We start from the raw sequence: 19,411 nt of genomic DNA, 5'->3' as shown, positions 1-19,411 counted from the left end.
TGTGCCTCACACTAACGCGTTACGTTTTGCCATCTCGATGAGTTCAACCAGGGATTTGGCCTTGAGTTTCTGCATGAGTCGTTTTTTATAAGTGCTGACGGTCTTGTTACTCAGGAACATGCCTTTGGCGATTTCCTTGTTACTGCGACCCTGGGCAAAAAGTTGCAATACCATGAGTTCCCGGTCATTGACTGACTTGAACAGTTCAAGTTCGGCGCACCGCGCTTCGTCACCACGGGCAGGGTTCAAGGCTTCACTGGGAAAGTAGTTATAACCGGACAGTACCGCTTTGATGGCGCTCACCAGCTCACTTAGATCTTCCTGTTTGCATACATAACCCGAGGCACCGGATTGCATGCAGCGGATACCGAATAATGTCGGGCATTGTGCAGTCAATACCAGGATTCTCAGGGGTGTACTCATTGCGTTGAAACGGGCAAGCACTTCCAGGCCATCCAGTTTGGGAATGCTGATATCGAGGATGACCAGGTCAGGCATGCATTCACGCACCATCTGCATGGCATCGACACCATTATCGGTTTCACCGACGACCTTGTAGCCCTCGTGTTCCAGCAACATGCGAACGGCAAGGCGGATGACAGGATGATCGTCGACAATAAAAACGGAGTTCATAATCAAATCCCTGCGAGCTCGGATAAAGCGCGCACCTTAGCTCAGATAGTTAGGGGGACGTATGAACTGACGGGTCTGTCGTAGCAATATAGGAATGTTCCTACATGCGAAAAGGAAATGGATTACGTGTCAACCGGTATTTTTTGGTAAGTTGCCACAAAAGATGTTGCTGTTTAGTTATTGGGAGCAGGGTGGTGATATGGGGGTTACACACTTTTTAAAGGCGCTTGGTTGCAGGGTGACGGTATCAGTTTCAATAAGTATCTCAGCTCGCACTGTTTTAATGGTTTGATCAAGCAGCCAAGTAATGGCAGTCCATTGACGAGGGCCAGATTTTCAAGTTCGCCCAGTTCATTGGATGTCAGGCTGCTTAAAAGTATGGCCTGCTTGATCAGCCCCTGGTGGCTGGCGATTGATATCAGGTCGATGCCGCAAACGTCGGGCAGGCATTGGTCGCATAACAGGATGTCGAAGGGCTGCTCGGCGCTGAGCATGTGGTGCAAGGCGCTCCTGGCACAATCGCTGGTGGTCAAGTGGGTGAAGCCGTAACTCTCGAGCAGACATTGGGTGGCCCTGAGCTGAAACGGATGGTCCTCCACCAGCATGATGCGCAGATTGTCGTTGATCATGGTGTTCACGCTTCTTCTGTCGGAACGATAGGCGTGATTGTTTCCCGACAGCCGCCGCGCATTCGATCAGTGCACTCGACAGGCGTTGTAGGGGGATTCGGTGTTGCTTGAATGTTTTTGGATTTTCAGGACTGATCGGCCATTACCGAGGGGGTAATGGCTGATCTATCGCTTGTCGTCAGTGGCTGGAACGACCGGTCATTTCCAGGGCCATGTGGCTGGCGTAGCTGTCGGTCATGCCGGCGATGAAATCAATCATGCGCAGGAACGAGTTGTGCAGAGGGCCGTTCGGATCGGGTGCATTGTTGCCCAGCAGGTCGAGCACCCGCCGGCTCTTGAAGGACGGCGTTCGACCGTTGTGCTGCTCCAGTGCCGCACCGCAGAAAGCATTGAGCAGAATTTCCAGGGTGGTATAGGCACCGATCTCATGCAGGGTCTTGCGCTTGTCCTGGAAGATCTTCTGCCGCGCCATGTCCTTGGCATTGAGCACGCAGCGTTTGGCCGGGCCGTGCATGTGCTCCACCAGGTCACCCGCCAGGGTGCCGGCCAACAGCGCATCCTGCTGCTCGACAAAGGCGCGGGCCGCGGCATTGGTCAGGTGTTCGATGGCCTTGCCGCGCAGGATCGCCAGTTTGCGCCGCCGCGAATCCTGCGGGCCGAGCAGGCGATAGGTTTGCGGCAGATCGTCGCCCACCAGGTCCAGTAACAGCGACTCGACTTCGGCATACTCCAGCAAGTCCATTTCCAGGCCGTCTTCGAGGTCGATCAAGGCGTAGCAGATGTCATCGGCGGCCTCCATCAGGTACACCAGCGGATGGCGCGCCCAGCGCTGCTCCTCCAGTTGCGGCAGGCCAAGTTTTTGCGCGATCTGCTCCAGCAGCGGCAGTTCGCTCTGGTAGCAACCGAACTTGTGTTTCTTGTACCCCAGCGAGTCGGCGTGCCTGGCCGTCCATGGATACTTCAGGTAAGTGCCCAGGGTGGCATAGGTCAGCCGGGTTCCGCCGTCGAACTGGTGATATTCAAGCTGGGTCAGGACCCGAAAGCCCTGGGCGTTGCCTTCGAAGTTGAGGAAGTCATTGCGTTGCGCTTCGCTCATCGCGTCCAGCCAGCCGCGCCCCGCGGCCTGCTGGAACCAGTGCCGGATCGCGTCTTCGCCGGAATGGCCGAAGGGTGGATTGCCAATGTCATGGGCCAGGCAGGCCGATTGCACCACCATCCCCAGGTCACTGGGATCACACCAGTCGGGCAGGGCGCCGCGGATGGTTTCGCCGACGCGCATGCCCAGTGAGCGGCCGACGCAACTGACTTCCAGCGAATGGGTCAGGCGCGTGTGGATATGGTCGTTGCTGTGCACGGGATGAACCTGGGTCTTGCGCCCCAGACGGCGGAACGCCCCCGAGAAAATGATGCGGTCATGGTCTTTGTGAAAAGGACTGCGGCCGAGTTCTTCCGGGCTGTGCAGGGGCTTTCCGAGGCGTTCGCGGGTAAGCAGGGTAGGCCAATCCAAGGCTGGTTCGCTCCGTCAGGGGACTGATCGGCTAGCTTCCCGGTTCGCAACGCTGCCTGCAAGCGTCACTACAGCCCGACCGCGTCGATATCGATGAGCAGCAGGCGTTCGCCGTTGTCGAAAAATTGTCCGGCGGTGAGGCAGTACTGATTGCTGGTGGCGTCGCGGTAGGTGTTGGAGAGGGTCAGCTGCGGCTCCTCACAACCCTGCGCCAGCAGGTGATAGAAATACGGGCGCCAGGACCAGTTATGGCCCAGGTAGCGGTTGTCGGCGACCCAGCCGTTGTTGCGCCATTCCAGGTTGGGCGTCAACTGCGTGCCGTGACGGTCGCACTGATAGAAACGCAGCAGCCAGGGAAAGGCATCCAGTTGTGGCAGGGCACTCAGGGGCGCGCAAGTCTGTGCCCAGTGCTGCAGGATCGCCATCAGTTCGCCCAGTTGTTGGCGCATGATCATCAGGCGACCGCGTTCGGCCAACTTCTGCTGCACATAGCGCTGGCGCAGGTGGGCAAAGCGCTCGACGAAGGCATCGGCGGCAAAGAAATCCGCTTGTGCCCGGGCAAACAGAAACCCCTGGACATAACGTGAGCCGCACTCCAGGGCAAAATTCAGTTGCGCTTCGGTTTCCACGCCTTCGGCAATGATCCAGCACCCGGTTTTTTCCGCCATTTGTGCCAGCGCCTTGACCACGTCACTGCTGGGGCCGCCCAACGCGGCTGCCTGGAACAGGCGCATGTCGAGTTTGAGGATGTCTGGCTGCAGCGCCAGTACCCGATCGAGCTGGGAGTAGCCGGCGCCGAAATCATCGATGGCAATGCGTGCGCCGGCTTGCCGGTAACGCGCCACTACCTGTGCCAGGCGCTGGATGTCGCCACCCAGTTCGGTAATTTCGAAAACGATGCGCTGCGGATCTATTCCGTGCTTTTGCAGCTGACCAAGACTTGGCAAGGGTTGGTCCGGGCGCAGGCGGCTGATCCAGCGGGGGGAAATGTTCAGGCTGAGAAACCAGTCGCCAGGCGCTTCGTGCAGGCGACTCAGGGCGTTATCGCGCAGCTGACGGTCGAGGCGACGCAGGGCGACGGCGTTGGTGCGGGGGTCGGCGAACAGCGGCCCCACCGAGGCGAGTTGGCCGTCGGCCTGACGCAGTCGACCCAGGGCTTCCACGCCGGCGATACGGCCGGTGGCGGTATCGATGAACGGCTGAAAGCAGGCGAGCGGTTGCCCGTCGATCACAAGGCCTCCTTGGATGGATCTTGTTGTTGGATAAAGCCTGGTCACCGGGTAGGCGCGCAGGATCGAACCCCTCGATAGAGAGGTTCGATCCTGCGGTTACTGCAAGAATGTAGCCAGATACTGACAGGGTCAGTGTTTACGCGAAGAGCCTTGCATGACCAGCTTGACCAGAGGCCCCAGCGTGGTGCCGAGGCGGATCAGCCGGGTCAGGCTGCCGAGGCCTGCGCCGCTGCGGGTACCCTTGCCGGTCAGGAAGCCCAGCAGGGTGACGGCCGCCACGCCCCACAGCGGTGCATGCTTGATGCCGAACCCATCGTGCAGGTTCTGGCCCATGCCACGCAGCCGATGCAGGGGTTGCAGCAGTTGCCCGGATTCGTGGCGGATTTCCTGGCGATGCATTTCCATGCGCAGGCGGATCAGTGCCTTGCGCATTTCCGTGCGTGAGCTGTTTCGAGGCAGTTCAGGCAGGTTCATGGCAGCAGGCGCTCCCGATCATTGGCCAGTTCTTCCAGAGTGCCATGGAAGGGCGAGGATTCATCGAAGATTGCCGCTCTCAGGCGTATCCCGCAGAACACGCAGGCAAGGGTGTAGAACACGCACAGTGAGATGATGGCGGGCAGGCGATAGGTGTCCCAGAACACGATCAACACCAGTGTCGACAGCCCAACCAACAACAATAACGCGAACACCAGTGCCAGGCCGGCAAACAGCAACAGGCTTACGGTGCGGGCCTTTTGCTCCTGCAATTCGATACCGAACAGTTCGACGTGACTGTGCAGCAACCCAAGAACGGCGGCGCCGAGGCGTCGCGGTGAGGAACTGGCGCCCGTCCCGGACGAGCCGATTTCATCGATCGCCATGATCAGCGCCGGGTTGCCAGCAAGCCAATGAGGAAACCCACGCCGGCGGCAATACCGACCGATTGCCATGGGTTGGCCTGGACATAGTCCTCGGTGGCGGTCACGGCAGCCTTGCCGCGTTCGCGCAGGGAGTCTTCGGTCAGTTTCAGGGTTTCCCTTGCACGCAGCAGACTGTCGTGGATCTGGTCGCGCAATTCATCGGCCTGGTCACCGGCCAGGGAGGCGGTGTGTTCCAGCAACCGTTCGGTATCGCTGACCAGTGTCTGAAAATCGCTCATCAGGATTTCTTGAGCAGTCTTTGCCTTGATGCTGGCCATTGGTGATCTCCATAAGTGGCGTCTGAATCGTTCGAGTATGAGCCTTGTGCGAAGGTTCAGTACAAATGACTGGTACAACTTTTGCTGTGTCGTGGTGCGTCGGCTCGCGCCGTTGCGCTGTTGCTGGGCAAGATTCCAGTAAAACCTTAACTCAAACAATCAAAACCCGCGCAAATGTCCCGGTCGTGATTGGCCTTGATGAACCCTGTGCTTCAAAACGGTTCATCGGGAGAGACCTGTTCGATTCGACAAGTCTCAACTTGGTGCATGGATTGCCCGCGCGAACTGCTTTGGTGCTTTTTTTCAGCCTTAAGGTCTGCCAAATCCATGGAAAATCTGCAAAGCGCTGTGGACACCCTGGTCCATAGCTCCAATACATTGTTCATCCTGATCGGTGCGGTCATGGTGTTGGCCATGCACGCCGGCTTCGCGTTCCTGGAAGTCGGGACGGTCCGGCAAAAAAACCAGGTCAATGCCCTGTCGAAAATCCTCAGCGACTTCGCCGTTTCCACACTGGCTTACTTCTTTATAGGCTATTGGATTTCCTACGGCGTCACCTTTATGCAACCGGCGGCCGTGATCAACGCCGATCACGGCTATGGCCTGGTGAAGTTTTTCTTCCTGCTGACCTTTGCCGCGGCGATCCCGGCGATCATTTCCGGGGGCATCGCCGAGCGTGCCCGGTTCGTTCCGCAATTGTGCGCGACAGCGTTGATTGTGGCGTTCATCTATCCCTTCTTCGAGGGCATGATCTGGAACGGCAACCTGGGTCTGCAGGCCTGGCTGCTGGAGCGCTTTGGCGCCAGCTTCCATGATTTCGCCGGTTCCGTTGTCGTTCACGCCATGGGCGGTTGGCTGGCGCTGGCGGCGGTGCTGTTGCTTGGGCCACGCGATGGGCGTTATCGCGAAGGGCGGCTGGTGGCGTTCGCGCCGTCGAGCATTCCGTTCCTGGCGTTGGGCTCGTGGATTCTCATTGTCGGCTGGTTCGGCTTCAACGTGATGAGTGCGCAAACCCTGCAAGGGGTCAGCGGGCTGGTTGCGGTGAACTCGTTGATGGCCATGGTCGGCGGCACGATGGCGGCGCTGATCGTCGGGCGCAATGACCCGGGCTTTCTGCACAACGGGCCGCTGGCCGGTCTGGTGGCAATCTGTGCTGGCTCCGACCTGATGCATCCGGTGGGTGCGCTGGTCACCGGTGCCATTGCCGGGGCGCTGTTTGTCTGGTGCTTTACGGCCGCACAAGGCAAATGGCATATCGATGACGTGCTGGGCGTGTGGCCGCTGCATGGTCTGTGTGGCGTCTGGGGCGGGATAGCCTGCGGTATCTTCGGCCAGGCGGCCTTGGGCGGGTTGGGTGGTGTGAGCATCGTCAGCCAGTTGATCGGCACGGCACTGGGTGTGGTGGTGGCGCTGGCCGGTGGTTTTGCGGTGTATGGCGTGATCAAGGCATTCCATGGTTTGCGCCTGAGCCAGGAAGAAGAGTATTACGGCGCGGACTTGTCGGTGCACAAGATCGGCGCCGTCAGCCAGGATTAGCCGTGGTTCATTGGCTCGACGACATTTCAGGGCGGGCCTAGAATAAGCACTCAATTTCTTGGTAGAGCGCTCATGCTTCCTGAATGTCAGCTGTTCGGCACTCTCGGGTGTCATCTCTGTGAAGTGGCCGAAGCCATGTTGATGGAGTTTGTCGAGCGTGGCCTGCTGGTGGAACTGGTGGACATCGCTGACGACGAATCCTGGTTCGCCGCCTACAGCCTGCGCATCCCGGTGTTGCGTCGGGTCGATACCGGCGCGGAACTGGGTTGGCCCTTCAGTGCCGACGAAGTGGTTGCCTTCCTGGGTTAAACGGATTTGTGGGTGGACAGGTTCCGCCCGTCGAACTTTAGAGCCGATCCCCTTGGCTTAATCGACGCTATTCGGATACTGTATGCGCATACAGTTATCCGGATTGCTGTCCTGCTGCCGTTGATTTTTGGCGTTGAGCGGGGCAACTCCGGGCGTGAGGGGGGATGAGTCGTGGTCAATGTCGAACAATTGAAAAGCAGCGTTAATCGCATGTCGGTGGATGTGGTACGCGAAGCCGTCGCCGAATTGCGCCTGGACGGCCTGGTGACGGAAGGAAAAACGCCCTTCAACAAGCTGCATTTCAATACCTGCTTTGCCGAAATCGAAGCCTTGTTCCAGCGCGCGGGCTTTCACCGCCAGCTGGATGTCGTGGGTTATCAGGGTTTGTTGTATGCACTGTATGACCCGGGTCGCTGGGAGGCGGTCGACGTGCTGCGCTGGCTCAAGGAGTACACCGAGGCGGCGCAGATACCGGCGTGAGGATTCTGCGCTAGGTTCGTTTGCGCTGCTGTTGGATAATGCCGCTCTGCATTCAAGGTAAGAGCTTTTGTATGTCCACTTCAGCATTTTCTGCTGCACACAGCCAGGCCAGCACGCTGTACCTGCCGCCTGGCCCGTGGCAGACCGTTTTCGATTGCCTGTGCGAGCACTTCAGCGCCATCAGTCGTGAACAATGGCTGGACAGAATCGCTCGCGGTCGCGTCCTCGATGGGCAGGGCGCGCCCATTGCCCTTGACCTGCCTTACAGGGAAGGCTTGCGGATTCACTATTTTCGCGAAGTGCCTGACGAAAAACCGATCCCGGTGGTCGAGTCGATCCTGTACGCAGATGAGCATCTGGTGGTGGCGGACAAGCCGCATTTTCTACCCGTAACCCCGGCGGGTGAGTACGTCGAACAGACCTTGTTGCGTCGCCTTATCCGTCGCCTGGACAACCCGCACCTGGTGCCCTTGCATCGCATCGACCGGCATACCGCGGGTCTGGTGCTGTTTTCCGCCAACCCGCAGAGCCGTTCGGCGTATCAGTCGCTGTTTCCTTCGCGGCAGATCGAAAAGCGCTACGAGGCTATCGCCCGGGCATTACCTGACCTGACGTTTCCACTGGTGCACAAGAGCCGACTCATCGATGGCGAGCCGTTCTTTCGCATGCAGGAAGGGCCGGGCGCCAGCAACACCGAGACGGCTGTGGAAGTCCGGGAAAAGAACGGCGACCTCTGGCGCTATGGGCTTTATCCGGTGACGGGCAAGAAACATCAGTTGCGGGTGCACATGACCGCCCTGGGCGCCAGCATTTGCAACGACCCGTTTTATCCCCGGGTGCTCAAGGACGTGGAAGATGACTATGCCAACCCGCTGAAACTGCTGGCCCAGGGGCTGAAATTTGTAGACCCGGTGACGGGTGAGGGCCGGGAGTTCGAGAGCGCAATCACGTTGCTGTGGTGAGCAGGGCATTCAAAAAAATCGAATTTATGCCCAGGCCTGCAGTCTTTTGATCAGGCGCCACGCCTGTGGCGTTCGATACCTCCCATGCAAGGAGATATTCATGAAACGCACGGTTTTCGCCGGAATGTTGATTTGCGCCGCCCTGTTGGCCTCTCCCGTATTCGCCGCAGACAGCGACCTGTGCACCATCAAGCTCCAGGAGCTCAAGGACAAGGTCACCAGCCTGCCGGCCACGTCCGAAAACACCACCATGGAAATCAAGCGGATGCAGGCCAGCGCTGAATCGGCCCGGGCCGCCAACGACGACAAGAAATGCATCACCGAGGCCACGCAGGCACTGGCACGCGTGGATAAACTGAACAATGAGCCGAACCCTTAGCGAGGGTTTTCCAGAGGCGAATAAAAATGCCCCGACCAGTCGGGGCATTTTCATGTATCCGGTAGTCGCCGCGAAGATTACAACTCTTTGACGGTACGAACCTGATCCTTGTTGATGCGGGTCTGCTTGCCATCCAGCTGTTCGAATTCGTAGAAGCCCGAATCCTGGTCGTAGTTTGGCGTGTCGACGGCCTGGATTTCGCGACCGTCATTCAAGGTGATCACAGTGGGCGATGCGCAACCGGCGAGGGTAGCGAGGCCCAGTGCAAGCATGAAAGTGGCCAGGGTCCGTTGAGTCATGGAAGTGTCTCCGAAAAAATGAATTCTTTTGGTTGCTGGGCTTGAGACGTAAACAGCGCGCGCAAGTTCCTTGGTACTCAGTCTGACACAGTGTCTGACGTACTTAACAGTTCGGGCGTGTTGAGGTTTGCCAGGCGCGGATCGTTGTCGGGGCACTGCAACGCAGTAGCACCCAGCTGGCGCATCAGTCGACCCGGGCTACGTTCACCCTCCTTCCAGGCCGTTTCGAAATCAGCGCGCAGTGCCACTGGAATAATGCACAGCAACGGCTCCCAGTGGCCGTCATGGCGCAGCATCAAGGGTTTGTCCGGATGCTGGCTGGCGGCTTCGCGCATGCTGCTGAGCAGTGCCTGGTCAATGCGCGGGACATCACATGGCAAGACTAGCAGATGATTGTGACGGGCCGCTCTGAGACCGGCACGAATGCCCGCCAATGGCCCCGGAAAATCGCCTTCGTCGTCATGGACCAATTGATCGGCGTAGGGCGCGTACTTTTCCAGGTTCCGGTTGCACGAGATGATCAGGTCATCGCTCAGCGCACGTGTCTTGCGATGCAGATGTGCAATCAACGGCTCGCCGTGCCATTCCAGCAATCCCTTGTCCTGGCCGCCCATGCGCTGGCCGCGGCCGCCTGCCAGGAGCAAAATGGAGCAGGGTGGCAACGCTGGGTTCGAAGTCATGGCAGGCCTCCATGGGGGCGGCGAAAAATGAGGTCGCTGTGATATAACACCGGGCTGTTTCTCCTACAACTGGACGAGCCTATGAAAGCCAAGGCTGATGTACCTTTCGCGCCGCTCAACATCGCGGTGCTGACGGTCAGCGATACCCGTACCCTGGAAACCGATACCTCAGGCCAGCTGTTCGTTGACCGCCTGACGGCTGCCGGACACAACCTGGCCTGCCGGGTCTTGCTAAAAGATGACCTCTACAAGATTCGCGCGCAAGTTGCCAACTGGATCGCCGACGAGGTCGTACAGGTGGTGCTGATCACCGGCGGCACCGGTTTCACCGGTCGTGACAGCACGCCGGAAGCAGTGAGCTGCCTGCTCGACAAACAAGTCGATGGTTTTGGTGAACTGTTCCGCCAGATATCGGTGGCGGACATCGGCACATCGACCGTCCAGTCCCGCGCCTTGGCCGGCCTGGCCAACGGCACGCTGGTGTGCTGCCTGCCGGGGTCGACCAATGCGGTGCGCACCGGTTGGGATGGCATTCTTGGCGAGCAGCTGGATTCGCGCCATCGCCCGTGCAATTTCGTGACTCACCTGAAACAGGCGGCACCCTGTGAATCCCGCGGGTAAGCCGGGCAAGACCGGGACCCTGATGCCGGTCGAGGTAGCCCTGGCGCGTCTGCTGGAAATGGCCGACGCCTCACGGATTGTAGAGCGCGAGCGTTTGCCGTTGGCGCAGGTCGAGGGGCGGGTACTGGCCGAGGATCTGCTGTCGTCCCTCGATCTGCCGCCGTGGCCCAATAGCGCGATGGATGGTTATGCCTTGCGCGTGGCTGACTGGAACGCAGAGCCGCTGGTGGTCAGTCAGAAAGTCTTTGCCGGCCAGGCCCCTGTTGCCTTGACGCCGGGCACCTGCGCGCGAATCTTTACCGGCGCACCTGTGCCGCCGGGTGCCGATTGCGTCGAGATGCAGGAGAACGCCGAAGTCCAGGCGGATGGACGTGTCCGTTTCACCGAGTCCCTGGCCATCGGGCAGAACATTCGTCCACAAGGGCAGGAAACCACCGTTGGTGAACTGATCCTGCCGGCGGGCACGCGGCTGGGGCCGATCGAGCAAGGTCTGGCCGCCTCGCTGGGGTGTGCCGAGCTTGCGGTGATCCGCAAGGTTCGCGTAGCGGTGCTGTCCACCGGGGATGAACTGATCGAGCCGGGTCAGCCGCTGGGGCCGGGGCAGATCTACAACAGCAACCGTGTGTTGCTCTGCAGCTGGTTGCAGCGCCTGGGTTGCGAGGTGATCGACGCCGGGATCCTGCCGGATGACCTGGACACCACGCGCGCGCGCCTGGGCGAGCTGGGGAATGTCGACCTGATTCTCTCGACGGGTGGCGTATCGGTGGGGGAGGCCGACTTCCTGGGCATGGCCCTGCGAGAAGAGGGCGAGCTGGCGCTGTGGAAACTGGCCATCAAGCCCGGAAAACCCCTGACCTTCGGCCATTTTCGTAGCGTGCCGGTGATCGGCCTGCCGGGCAATCCAGCCTCGACCCTGGTGACCTTTGCCTTGCTGGCAAGGCCTTACCTGCTGCGCCGCATGGGTGTGCAGGAGGTGGAGCCGCTGAAGGTGCAAGTGCCTGCAGGGTTCGACTGGACTAAGGCCGGCAATCGACGCGAGTACCTGCGCGGTCGCCTGGAGAACGGCCAGGCCATCATCTACCGCAATCAGAGTTCCGGTGTGCTGCGCAGCGCCGCGTGGGCCGATGGATTGGTCGAGGTCATGGAGGAGCGCACGCTGGTGGCAGGTGACAGCGTCTACTTCATTCCGCTGAGCGAAGTATTGAGCTGATCTGGGCCACGCGGTGACGCAAGCCCGGTCGATTGAGCCGGGTTTTGCGTCCATGGTAGATCAATGAGCCAGCAGCAGTGAGACGACCTGGTCGAAACGGCTGTTGGCGATCCAGCCCAGCAGCCCCAGGACAACGACTGTTCCGCCCACCGAATAGGCAAGCCTGAGCCTGATTGACCTGACGTCACTGCGAATCCTTTCCAGATCGCCTCGCAGGGTTTCGAGGTGTGTCTCAAGCTCGTTGACGCGAGGTTGCATAGGAACTTCTCCACTGGATTTTGCACTGCTGACGAGTTCAGCTGGATGATCGGCCCGTTTCATTGCGAGCCGCACCACCGGCATCACCGGTGACCTGATGTCATGTCGTTGCATTGCACATCCTTGTGTCTGTCCTGCTGATGACTGAAAACCGCTGACACAAAAGTGTACCAATCGCCATTTCTGGTCAATTGAGCCGATTCCTCACGTTTTGTAAGAAAATTCTCCTTATTGGACTCAAGCGTAAATAATTCATTTTTTTGCGACTTTTCAGGATGGTGGTGAGGTCACATGTCCCATACGCCTTCAATGATGGGGAGTGACGACAATGAGCGAACGCAAGGCACTGTTGATTCTGCATGGCAAGCAGGCGCTCAACGAAGCGGTTCGGGCCGCCGTCGAGGAAAAGCGTGAACAAGGCTGGGACCTGGCTGTGCGCCTGACCTGGGAAGCCGGGGATGCGCAACGGCTGGTGGGCGAAGCGCTGGAGGCGGGTTATCGGCGGATCATTGCCGGTGGCGGCGACGGCACCTTGCGCGATATTGCCGAAGCCATGGCCGGCCAGTCGCCGGAGGCCAGCCTGGTGCTGATGCCGCTGGGCACCGCCAACGATTTTGCCCGTGCTGCCGGTGTGCCGCTGGAGCCGGATCAGGCACTGGCGCTGCTGGACGTTGCCCCCAGCGCCATCGACCTGGGGGAAGTCGGTGGCCAGGTGTTCCTGAATATGGCCACCGGTGGTTTTGGCAGCCAGGTCACGGCCAATACCTCCGAAGAACTGAAGAAAGTCCTCGGTGGTGCGGCGTATCTGTTCACCGGCTTGACGCGTTTCAGTGAGCTGCATGCGGCGTATGGTGAATTGCAGGGGCCTGATTTTCACTGGAGTGGCGAGTTGCTGGCGCTGGGGATCGGTAACGGTCGACAGGCGGGTGGTGGGCATGTGCTCTGCCCAGAGGCTTTGGCGGACGACGGGCTGCTCGACATCAGCATTCTGCCGGCACCGCAGGAGCTGGTCGGCACCTTGAAGAACCTGCTGGCCGATGGTTTCGGACTCGATAGCATGTTCGTCCGCGCCCGCCTGCCATGGGTTGAGATCAAGGCCTCTGAGGGCCTCTACATCAACCTTGACGGCGAACCGCTCGAGGGTGACAGCCTGCGGTTCTCGGCTCGGCCGGCGGCGCTGCGGGTGCATTTGCCCGAGCAGTCACCCTTGTTGAGCAGGGCTGGAGCTGTCAGTCGTCCAGACTGATGATCTGCTCGCGCACGGCGAACAAGACAAGGCCGGCCACGTCAAATATCTGCAAGCGCTTCATGACTTGCGAGCGATGGGTTTCCACGGTCTTGACGCTCAGGCCCAGGCCGTTGGCGATTTCCCGGGTGGATTTGCCACGCACGATCAACCGCAGGATTTCCAGCTGACGGGCTGTCAGGTTGTGCGAGTCTGCCGGGGCCGCCGGGCTGTTCTGGGTCCGGTTCAACGCCTGGGTGATCACGGTATGGGCGATGGCCGGGCTCAGGTAGCGCTCATTGTTACGCAAGGCTTCCAGCGCTTGTTCCAGTTCGGTGGCCGTGGTGTCCTTGAGTAAATAGCCATGGGCCCCGGATTCCAGGGCTTGCATGATGAGTGCCGGGTCGGTGTGCATCGACAGGATCAGCACCTTGCTGTGCGGACGGACCCGCTTGAGCAGTTGCAAGGCTTCGAGGCCACCGGTCTGCTTCATGGAAATATCCAGCAGCACGATATCCGGCGACAGTCGCTGGGCCATTTCGAGCAGCTGCGAGCCATCGTTGGCCTCGCCGACAACCGCATAGCCAGGAAGGTCCAGCACCAGGGCGCGCACGCCAGCCCTGATCAGCGAGTGGTCATCCACCAGAAGCAAGTTACAAGTCAATGCATAACCTTATTCGTATTGGCCCGTTCGAACTCACGGGGTGCCCATGGGAAGAGGGCTTCGATTTGGGTGCCTTTGCCTGGCTGGCTGGTCACGGTCAGCGTGCCGCCCAGTTGTTTGATCCGTTCCGACATCCCGGCCATGCCGCGTTGTCCTTCACGCCCCGGATCGGTGGCCGGCGCGAAACCGAGGCCATCGTCACTGATCAGCAATGCCAGGCCTTGGGGCAAACGCTGCAGGCAGACCAGCAGGTTTTGCGCATCGGCATGGCGCAGCATGTTGGTGACGGCCTCCTGGGTGATGCGAAAGGCCGCCACTGCCATTTCTTCCGGGATGCCGGTCAGTCGTTGCTGGCACTCCAGGCTCCAGTGCACCGGGGTGTTGCTCAGCGTCTTGAGCAAATGCGCCCGCAGGCTGGCTTCCAGCCCAAGGCTGGCCAGTTGTCGGGGGTTGAGGATGGCCGATACATCGCGAACCTTGGCGAGGGTTTCATCCAGCGTGTCGCACAGCGCCGAGCATTGCCCCTGCAGGTCTTCGGGCATCCTGCGCTTGAGCCAGTCACTCTGAAGTTTTGCCGCGGTCAGCAACTGGCCGATGTCGTCGTGCAATTCCCGACTGAGGCGATGGCGTTCGTTTTCCTGGACTTGCAGCATCCGTTCGGCCAGCTCCTGAGGTTGGAACTTGATCGACTTGCGTGACAGGCGGTATTGCATCCAGACGCAGCCCAGCGCAGCAAGATCGAGCGCCAGCAGACCCAGCGGCAAACGCGTGGACAGGCCGTAGACCAGCAGGCTGCCGAGTGTCGAGCCGGCGCATAGAAACAGCGTGAACCGGCGTGCGTTATCTGGGGAGGGTGGCCATTTGGCGATTGAATTGAGGCTGGCGTACATAGCGGATGGAGCCAATGGATGTTCGCTGCGGGCCGATCGGTCACGTTCGCTGACAGATCGATGATTTTTTTATGTCAGCTTTCGACTTCAACGGTTTTTTGTATAAGAAAACCACGGTCTTGTATAAGAAATCAGACCTGAATTTTTTAGCTGAGTTGTCTGCAATCGCGTTGCCGTTAATTGACGTCAACTAATGGGCGGCATAATAGCACTTCGAATACCGTTGGTCGCGCTTGTGATTAGATGTCCAGGAGGACAGGAGAAAGCGCCCAGGAAGGTGGGAACACCGTTTAGGCCACGATTATTTGGATCCAATAAAAATCGGCGCAGACAGACGAATACTTGTACAAGCAATAGTTACTTGTTTCGAGGTGTCGTTAGCAGATATGAAGTATTCAATTGCGACATGAGTCCGCACAAGTTGTGATGCAGTCATCTATTCGCAGCTTGACGTACTTGCGCAAAGTTAAGCCTGGCGCTGCGAATAAGAAACGAGTGTGTACGGCCTGGAATCAACCGGGGGGCGAAACTGACTCTGGCCGACCTGGAACGCGAAGGCTTCGATCAGGGAGGCCTGTTCAGTTTCATCGAGGCTGAGCTGCCCGGTTTTCTGGTCGATCAGTTCAAGTTGCCAGGCGATCAGCGTCAGGCAGTCCTTGAGCGCATCCAGGGCCTCATCGTGCAGTGCCATGTGGTTGTGTGCGTGATTGAGCAGGCCATGAATGTGCAATGAAAACTCTGACACGGCCGCGAGGGCGAGGGCATCTGCCTTGCACGCCAGTTTGAGCAGGGTGCTGAGCATGCAGTCAATGGCGTCCGGGTCATTGCTGATCAATTGCAGATGACTCAGGCACTCCTCGGTCCTGGCCAGGAGTGTTTCAGCCTCGACGAGAAACTCGGGAATGCGCTTTGCCCACTCTTTACGATTGTTCGGCATGCTTGTCTCCACAACGTCATGTCAAATGAGGAGGGTGTCTTGAGTTCGCGCTCTGGACGGCTCAAGTGCGGGCTGAACGCTTGAAAGGTTGATTGGCCACTGGTTTGCGATCGCAGACAAATGCCCGACTCCATTCATGCAATGAGAATGGCGTCACATTAATGGCTATTGGATATTGCGAATATCAGGTTGCACCTGATTGTTGCTAGGGGAATCCCTTACAGGGCGGAACCAATCGCGCAAATGATGGTCGCGGCGAAAAGCATGCAATAGATGAAATTACAGGATCAGTAAAGCATGATGTTAATGTGACATCAATCCCCGCGCGTGGCATTTGCCAAGGGGTCAAGGTCCGGCGAAAACAGCCGATAACCCTCTATCCAGTGAATTCATCCGCAAAAGCCCCAGGAGTCATAGATGGCCGGCATTCTCGATACGGTAGACCAGCGTACGCAACTTGTGGGTGAGAATCGCCTGGAAATTCTCATGTTCCGGCTTGCCGGGCGGCAATTGTTCGCGATCAACGTGTTCAAGGTGCAGGAAGTCCTGCAACTGCCGAAGCTGACCCTGATGCCCCAGCGGCATCCGTTCGTGTGCGGCGTGGTCAATCTGCGCGGCCAGACCCTGCCGGTCATCGACCTGTCCCAGGCCATCGGCATGCGTGCGCTGGTGCCAGGCCCTGGCAGCACGATCATCGTCACGGAGTACAACCGCTCGGTGCAGGCCTTCCTGGTCGGAGGGGTGGACCGCATCGTCAACATGAACTGGGAAGCGATCCTGCCACCGCCCAGCAGTGCCGGCCGGCAGCATTACCTGACCGCGATCAGCAAGGTCGATGACCAGTTGGTGGAGATCATCGACGTCGAGAAAGTCCTCGCCGAAATCGTGCCTTACAACGCCAAGGTCTCCCGGGAAAAACTCGAGGATCCGGTGCTGGAACGCGCCCGTGGCCGCGAAGTGTTGCTGGTGGATGACTCGAATGTGGCCCTGACGCAACTGCGCGATACCCTGGGGCAGTTGGGTGTGAAGATGCACATTGCCAGCGATGGCTTGAAGGCCCTGAACATGCTCAAGGCCTGGGCGGACACCGGCGTCAACATGACCGACAAACTCCTGATGGTCTTCACCGACGCGGAAATGCCGGAAATGGACGGTTACCGCCTGACCACCGAAATCCGCAACGATCCGCGACTGCGCGGCCTTTATGTGGTGCTGCACACGTCCCTGTCCGGCAGCTTCAACGACTCGATGGTCAAGAAGGTCGGCTGTGACAACTTCCTCTCCAAATTCCAGCCGGACAAGCTGGTTGATGTGGTGCGACAGCGTTTGATGCGCGATGCAGTGCCGGCCTGATCCGAGGACGAATGCCCAACACTAAACATTGTGGGAGCTGGCTTGCCAGCGAAGAGGCCCGAAAGGTCAATGCAATATTCAAGGACGCCTTCGCTGGCAAGCCAGCTCCTACAGGGGCGGAGACCTTTGATTCGCTGATCAAGCTCGTATAGGGTGGCGTTTTTGTCCGTCAGGGAGCTGGCCATGTTGCGTCTGAGCGCGCTGTATCGTTATCCGTTGAAATCCGGCAAAGGCGAGATCCTGCAACAGGTCGGCCTCGACAAGCTGGGGCTGGACGGTGATCGACGCTGGATGCTGGTGGATGAAGCCAGCGGACGCTTCCTGACCCAACGCGCGGTCGCGCAGATGAGCCAGCTGTCGGCGTTGTGGAATGCCGAGGGTGGCTTGACCCTCAGCGCCCCCGGCCATTCGCCGATCGATGTCGCCTTGCCCACCAGCGATGCTCAATTGCGCGGTGTGACCATCTGGCGTGACAGCTTGCGCGTGCCCGATGCCGGCGACGCGGCCGGCGCCTGGGTCAGTGGGTTCATCGGCAAGCCGACGCGCCTGGTGCAGGTGCCACTGGATCGCGCACGGACCACCGCCTCGGGCTATGGCAAGGACGACGATCAGGTCGCCTTCGCCGATGGCTTCCCGCTGTTGCTGATTGGCCAGGCATCGCTGGATGACCTGTCGCAACGCGTCGGCCGCTCGCTGGAGATGCTGCGTTTCCGGCCCAACCTGGTCATCGAGGGCAGCGAGGCGTATGCCGAGGATGGCTGGAAGCGCCTGCGCATCGGCGATGTCGAGTTCCGGGTGGTCAAGCCCTGTTCACGCTGCATCATGACAACCGTCGACCCGCAAACCGGCGAGCGTGACGCTGGCCGCGAACCCTTTGCCACCTTGCAGAAGTACCGTAGCGAAGCCGATGGTGCGATGTTTGGGCAGAATCTGGTCAACGACGGTAATGGCCGGCTCGAAGTCGGCATGCCGGTCACCATCCTCGAATAAACGCCCTTCAACGAAAAATGCCCGTGTCGATGGACACGGGCATTGTCTTTTCGCAGTGAACCCGGGGTTTTAGCCGCGGTATTCGCACAGGTAGGCAGTGTCGACCGCCACTTTGAGCTGGAACTTGCTGTTGGCGGGCACGTTGAACTGGCTGCCGGCGGCGAAGGTTTCCCAATCGGTGCTGTCCGGGAGCTTGACGGTCAGGGCGCCGGAGACCACGTGCATGATTTCACGCTGGCTGGTGCCGAATTCGTATTCGCCCGGGGCCATGACGCCGATGGTCGCTGGGCCTTCGGCAGTGCCAAAGGCGATCGACTTGACGGTGCCGTCGAAGTACTCGTTGACTTTAAACATGGGCGATTCCTCGAAAAGGGCTTAAAAGGGCCGGCCAGTATGCACAAGGCCCAAGGACTCGTCACCTCTCTAGAGCGGCAGGACAAGCGGCAACAGGCGTGCGGTATTGCGCGCGTCTTCCAGCGCCCGGTGTTGCTGGCCGGTGAACTGCATTCCCGCCAGTTGCAAGGCGCCGTTGAGCCCCAGCGGTCGTTCCAGGCGCCGGGCCTTGGCGAAGCGTTGCTTGAGATTCATGTGCGGCACGTTGCTCAACGCACTGTCGAAAGGCAGGCGCTGCCATTCCTGGAGCAACTGTTTGCGATCGTAGTCGCCCCAGCTGACCCAGCCTTCAAGCCGCGTGTGATGTTGGCCCAACCAGCGCTCGAACGATGGCCAGACCTCGGCCAGGGGCTGTGCGGCATCGATGTTGGCCTGGGTGATGTGCGTCAGCTCCCGGCAAAACGGCGTCAACAGAGGGCGCCGCAACGGGCGCACGAAACGCTGGAAGGAATCCAGCTCGCGGCCTTTGCGATCCACCAGGGTGGCACCGATTTCGATGATTTCCATTTCCGTTATGGGCCAACCACCCTCATCGGTGGTGGCTTCCAGATCAATGACCAACCAGTGAGGCATCGCAGGGTTCCCGGTATCCGCGTGCTGATAGGGCTTGAGCGTAGCCAAACCCGGCGGTTACGCCTAGCGACTTATTCGACCTCAAGCAGAATCTGCCGGTTTTTCACCTGGTCGCCCACCTGCACCTGCAAGCGCTTGAGCACGCCGTCGATACCCGCCTTGAGTGGGTGTTCCATTTTCATGGCTTCCAGCACCACCAGCAATTGGCCTTTGCTGACCTGGCTGCCTTCACTGACCAGCACGTCGATGACCGCACCGTCCATGGGCGCCTTGAGGGTGCCGGAGCTGATGCTGGCCTGGCTGCAGACCGGCGCTTGGGTGCGATCCACCAGTTGCAGGCTGCCGGGGCGAGTGAATAGCCAGAGTTGCTCGCCTTCGAGAAGGTAGGCATGACGCTGGCGGATGCCGTCGATGTCCAGGGTGACCCAGCGACCGTCGCACTGGATAACGGTCAGGTTGAGCACCTGTGCGGCG

Annotated in this window: 25 protein-coding genes and 1 pseudogene; 10 read left to right on the top strand and 16 right to left on the bottom strand. The window is 59.5% G+C overall.

The annotated features are described in order from the left end of the window. Nucleotides 1-6 precede the first annotated feature (6 nt). From DKB71_RS25175 to DKB71_RS25145, 7 genes are all read right to left on the bottom strand, one after another. On the bottom strand, nucleotides 7-633 hold the full coding sequence (locus DKB71_RS25175) for a response regulator transcription factor (protein ID WP_274073047.1): 627 nt from the start codon (nucleotides 631-633) through the stop codon (nucleotides 7-9). Nucleotides 634-839: 206 nt separating this feature from the next. Further along, a complete protein-coding gene (locus DKB71_RS25170; RefSeq protein WP_406591573.1) occupies nucleotides 840-1,262 on the bottom strand; it encodes a response regulator in 423 nt (140 codons plus the stop codon). Between the two features lie 178 nt (nucleotides 1,263-1,440). Further along, complete coding sequence (locus DKB71_RS25165) at nucleotides 1,441-2,769, bottom strand: deoxyguanosinetriphosphate triphosphohydrolase (RefSeq protein WP_323607045.1); 1,329 nt, start codon at nucleotides 2,767-2,769, stop codon at nucleotides 1,441-1,443. Between the two features lie 68 nt (nucleotides 2,770-2,837). Next, the gene (locus DKB71_RS25160) at nucleotides 2,838-4,001 is read right to left on the bottom strand and encodes an EAL domain-containing protein (RefSeq protein WP_323607047.1); all 1,164 of its coding nucleotides are present in this window, start codon (nucleotides 3,999-4,001) and stop codon (nucleotides 2,838-2,840) included. A 129-nt stretch (nucleotides 4,002-4,130) separates the two neighbouring features. Further along, complete coding sequence (locus tag DKB71_RS25155; RefSeq protein WP_274073095.1) at nucleotides 4,131-4,475, bottom strand: hypothetical protein; 345 nt, start codon at nucleotides 4,473-4,475, stop codon at nucleotides 4,131-4,133. After that, a complete protein-coding gene (locus DKB71_RS25150; RefSeq protein ID WP_274073096.1) occupies nucleotides 4,472-4,861 on the bottom strand; it encodes a phage holin family protein in 390 nt (129 codons plus the stop codon). The genes DKB71_RS25155 and DKB71_RS25150 overlap by 4 nt, the downstream gene beginning before the upstream one ends. Nucleotides 4,862-4,863: 2 nt before the next feature. Further along, complete coding sequence (locus DKB71_RS25145; RefSeq protein WP_008055105.1) at nucleotides 4,864-5,178, bottom strand: YqjD family protein; 315 nt, start codon at nucleotides 5,176-5,178, stop codon at nucleotides 4,864-4,866. Nucleotides 5,179-5,505: 327 nt separating this feature from the next. Between DKB71_RS25145 and DKB71_RS25140 the strand changes: the two genes are divergently transcribed. The 5 genes from DKB71_RS25140 (at nucleotide 5,506) to DKB71_RS25120 (ending at nucleotide 8,844) form a co-directional block, all read left to right on the top strand. Further along, nucleotides 5,506-6,714: an ammonium transporter gene (locus tag DKB71_RS25140; protein WP_408598140.1), complete on the top strand. Its 1,209-nt coding sequence runs from the start codon at nucleotides 5,506-5,508 to the stop codon at nucleotides 6,712-6,714. A gap of 72 nt (nucleotides 6,715-6,786) precedes the next feature. Further along, nucleotides 6,787-7,023 carry a glutaredoxin family protein gene (locus tag DKB71_RS25135; RefSeq protein WP_102700819.1) on the top strand — a complete coding sequence of 79 codons (237 nt, stop codon included), beginning with the start codon at nucleotides 6,787-6,789 and terminating at the stop codon, nucleotides 7,021-7,023. 171 nt (nucleotides 7,024-7,194) lie between these two features. Next, a complete protein-coding gene (locus DKB71_RS25130; RefSeq protein WP_274073098.1) occupies nucleotides 7,195-7,503 on the top strand; it encodes a transcriptional regulator in 309 nt (102 codons plus the stop codon). 71 nt (nucleotides 7,504-7,574) lie between these two features. After that, nucleotides 7,575-8,465: a pseudouridine synthase gene (locus DKB71_RS25125; RefSeq protein ID WP_408598137.1), complete on the top strand. Its 891-nt coding sequence runs from the start codon at nucleotides 7,575-7,577 to the stop codon at nucleotides 8,463-8,465. Nucleotides 8,466-8,565: 100 nt separating this feature from the next. Next, nucleotides 8,566-8,844, top strand: a complete 279-nt coding sequence (locus DKB71_RS25120; RefSeq protein WP_408598135.1) for a hypothetical protein — start codon at nucleotides 8,566-8,568, stop codon at nucleotides 8,842-8,844. Between the two features lie 77 nt (nucleotides 8,845-8,921). On the opposite strand, the gene DKB71_RS25115 is transcribed toward DKB71_RS25120, so the two are convergent. Beyond that, nucleotides 8,922-9,143 carry a YgdI/YgdR family lipoprotein gene (locus tag DKB71_RS25115; RefSeq protein ID WP_274073101.1) on the bottom strand — a complete coding sequence of 74 codons (222 nt, stop codon included), beginning with the start codon at nucleotides 9,141-9,143 and terminating at the stop codon, nucleotides 8,922-8,924. Between the two features lie 77 nt (nucleotides 9,144-9,220). Beyond that, nucleotides 9,221-9,823: a molybdenum cofactor guanylyltransferase MobA gene (mobA, locus tag DKB71_RS25110; RefSeq protein WP_408598133.1), complete on the bottom strand. Its 603-nt coding sequence runs from the start codon at nucleotides 9,821-9,823 to the stop codon at nucleotides 9,221-9,223. Between the two features lie 81 nt (nucleotides 9,824-9,904). Here mobA and moaB point away from each other — a divergent pair, with 81 nt between their 5' ends. Beyond that, a complete protein-coding gene (gene moaB / locus DKB71_RS25105; RefSeq protein ID WP_008055114.1) occupies nucleotides 9,905-10,444 on the top strand; it encodes a molybdenum cofactor biosynthesis protein B in 540 nt (179 codons plus the stop codon). A 22-nt stretch (nucleotides 10,445-10,466) separates the two neighbouring features. Beyond that, on the top strand, nucleotides 10,467-11,654 hold the full coding sequence (gene glp / locus DKB71_RS25100; RefSeq protein WP_408601155.1) for a gephyrin-like molybdotransferase Glp: 1,188 nt from the start codon (nucleotides 10,467-10,469) through the stop codon (nucleotides 11,652-11,654). 60 nt (nucleotides 11,655-11,714) lie between these two features. Here glp and DKB71_RS25095 read toward each other — a convergent pair whose 3' ends face one another. Next, nucleotides 11,715-12,026 (bottom strand): hypothetical protein, encoded by a 312-nt coding sequence (locus DKB71_RS25095; protein WP_408598131.1) that lies wholly within the window; start codon nucleotides 12,024-12,026, stop codon nucleotides 11,715-11,717. A 214-nt stretch (nucleotides 12,027-12,240) separates the two neighbouring features. On the opposite strand from DKB71_RS25095, the gene yegS reads away from it, so the two are divergent. Continuing rightward, nucleotides 12,241-13,158: a lipid kinase YegS gene (gene yegS, locus DKB71_RS25090; RefSeq protein WP_408598129.1), complete on the top strand. Its 918-nt coding sequence runs from the start codon at nucleotides 12,241-12,243 to the stop codon at nucleotides 13,156-13,158. Here yegS and DKB71_RS25085 read toward each other — a convergent pair. The 3 genes from DKB71_RS25085 to DKB71_RS25075 form a co-directional block, all read right to left on the bottom strand. Then, nucleotides 13,142-13,801: a response regulator gene (locus DKB71_RS25085; protein WP_408598127.1), complete on the bottom strand. Its 660-nt coding sequence runs from the start codon at nucleotides 13,799-13,801 to the stop codon at nucleotides 13,142-13,144. The genes yegS and DKB71_RS25085 overlap by 17 nt on opposite strands. After that, nucleotides 13,798-14,691, bottom strand: coding sequence for a sensor histidine kinase (locus DKB71_RS25080; protein ID WP_408601154.1), 894 nt, complete (start codon nucleotides 14,689-14,691; stop codon nucleotides 13,798-13,800). Before DKB71_RS25080 ends, DKB71_RS25085 begins: the two co-directional genes overlap by 4 nt. Nucleotides 14,692-15,157: 466 nt before the next feature. Continuing rightward, a complete protein-coding gene (locus tag DKB71_RS25075; RefSeq protein WP_274073107.1) occupies nucleotides 15,158-15,628 on the bottom strand; it encodes a hypothetical protein in 471 nt (156 codons plus the stop codon). 417 nt (nucleotides 15,629-16,045) lie between these two features. On the opposite strand from DKB71_RS25075, the gene DKB71_RS25070 reads away from it, so the two are divergent. Beyond that, nucleotides 16,046-16,981: a chemotaxis protein CheV gene (locus DKB71_RS25070; RefSeq protein WP_274073108.1), complete on the top strand. Its 936-nt coding sequence runs from the start codon at nucleotides 16,046-16,048 to the stop codon at nucleotides 16,979-16,981. A gap of 183 nt (nucleotides 16,982-17,164) precedes the next feature. After that, complete coding sequence (locus tag DKB71_RS25065; RefSeq protein WP_274073109.1) at nucleotides 17,165-17,971, top strand: MOSC domain-containing protein; 807 nt, start codon at nucleotides 17,165-17,167, stop codon at nucleotides 17,969-17,971. Nucleotides 17,972-18,040: 69 nt separating this feature from the next. On the opposite strand, the gene DKB71_RS25060 is transcribed toward DKB71_RS25065, so the two are convergent. The 3 genes and pseudogenes from DKB71_RS25060 to DKB71_RS25050 all read right to left on the bottom strand — a co-directional run. Continuing rightward, nucleotides 18,041-18,325, bottom strand: coding sequence for a pyrimidine/purine nucleoside phosphorylase (locus tag DKB71_RS25060; RefSeq protein ID WP_045058110.1), 285 nt, complete (start codon nucleotides 18,323-18,325; stop codon nucleotides 18,041-18,043). A 69-nt stretch (nucleotides 18,326-18,394) separates the two neighbouring features. Further along, the gene (locus DKB71_RS25055; protein ID WP_408598123.1) at nucleotides 18,395-18,937 is read right to left on the bottom strand and encodes an exonuclease domain-containing protein; all 543 of its coding nucleotides are present in this window, start codon (nucleotides 18,935-18,937) and stop codon (nucleotides 18,395-18,397) included. A 71-nt stretch (nucleotides 18,938-19,008) separates the two neighbouring features. Beyond that, nucleotides 19,009-19,368, bottom strand: a pseudogene (locus DKB71_RS25050) (acetyl-CoA carboxylase biotin carboxyl carrier protein subunit); the annotation flags it as partial. Nucleotides 19,369-19,411: the final 43 nt, after the last annotated feature.

It is taken from the genome of Pseudomonas sp. PLMAX (assembly GCF_046042685.1).
Classification (GTDB): Bacteria; Pseudomonadota; Gammaproteobacteria; order Pseudomonadales; family Pseudomonadaceae; genus Aquipseudomonas; species Aquipseudomonas putida_AE.
Note: the sequence above shows the minus strand (reverse complement) of the source record. Positions and strands in the feature narration are given on the sequence as shown.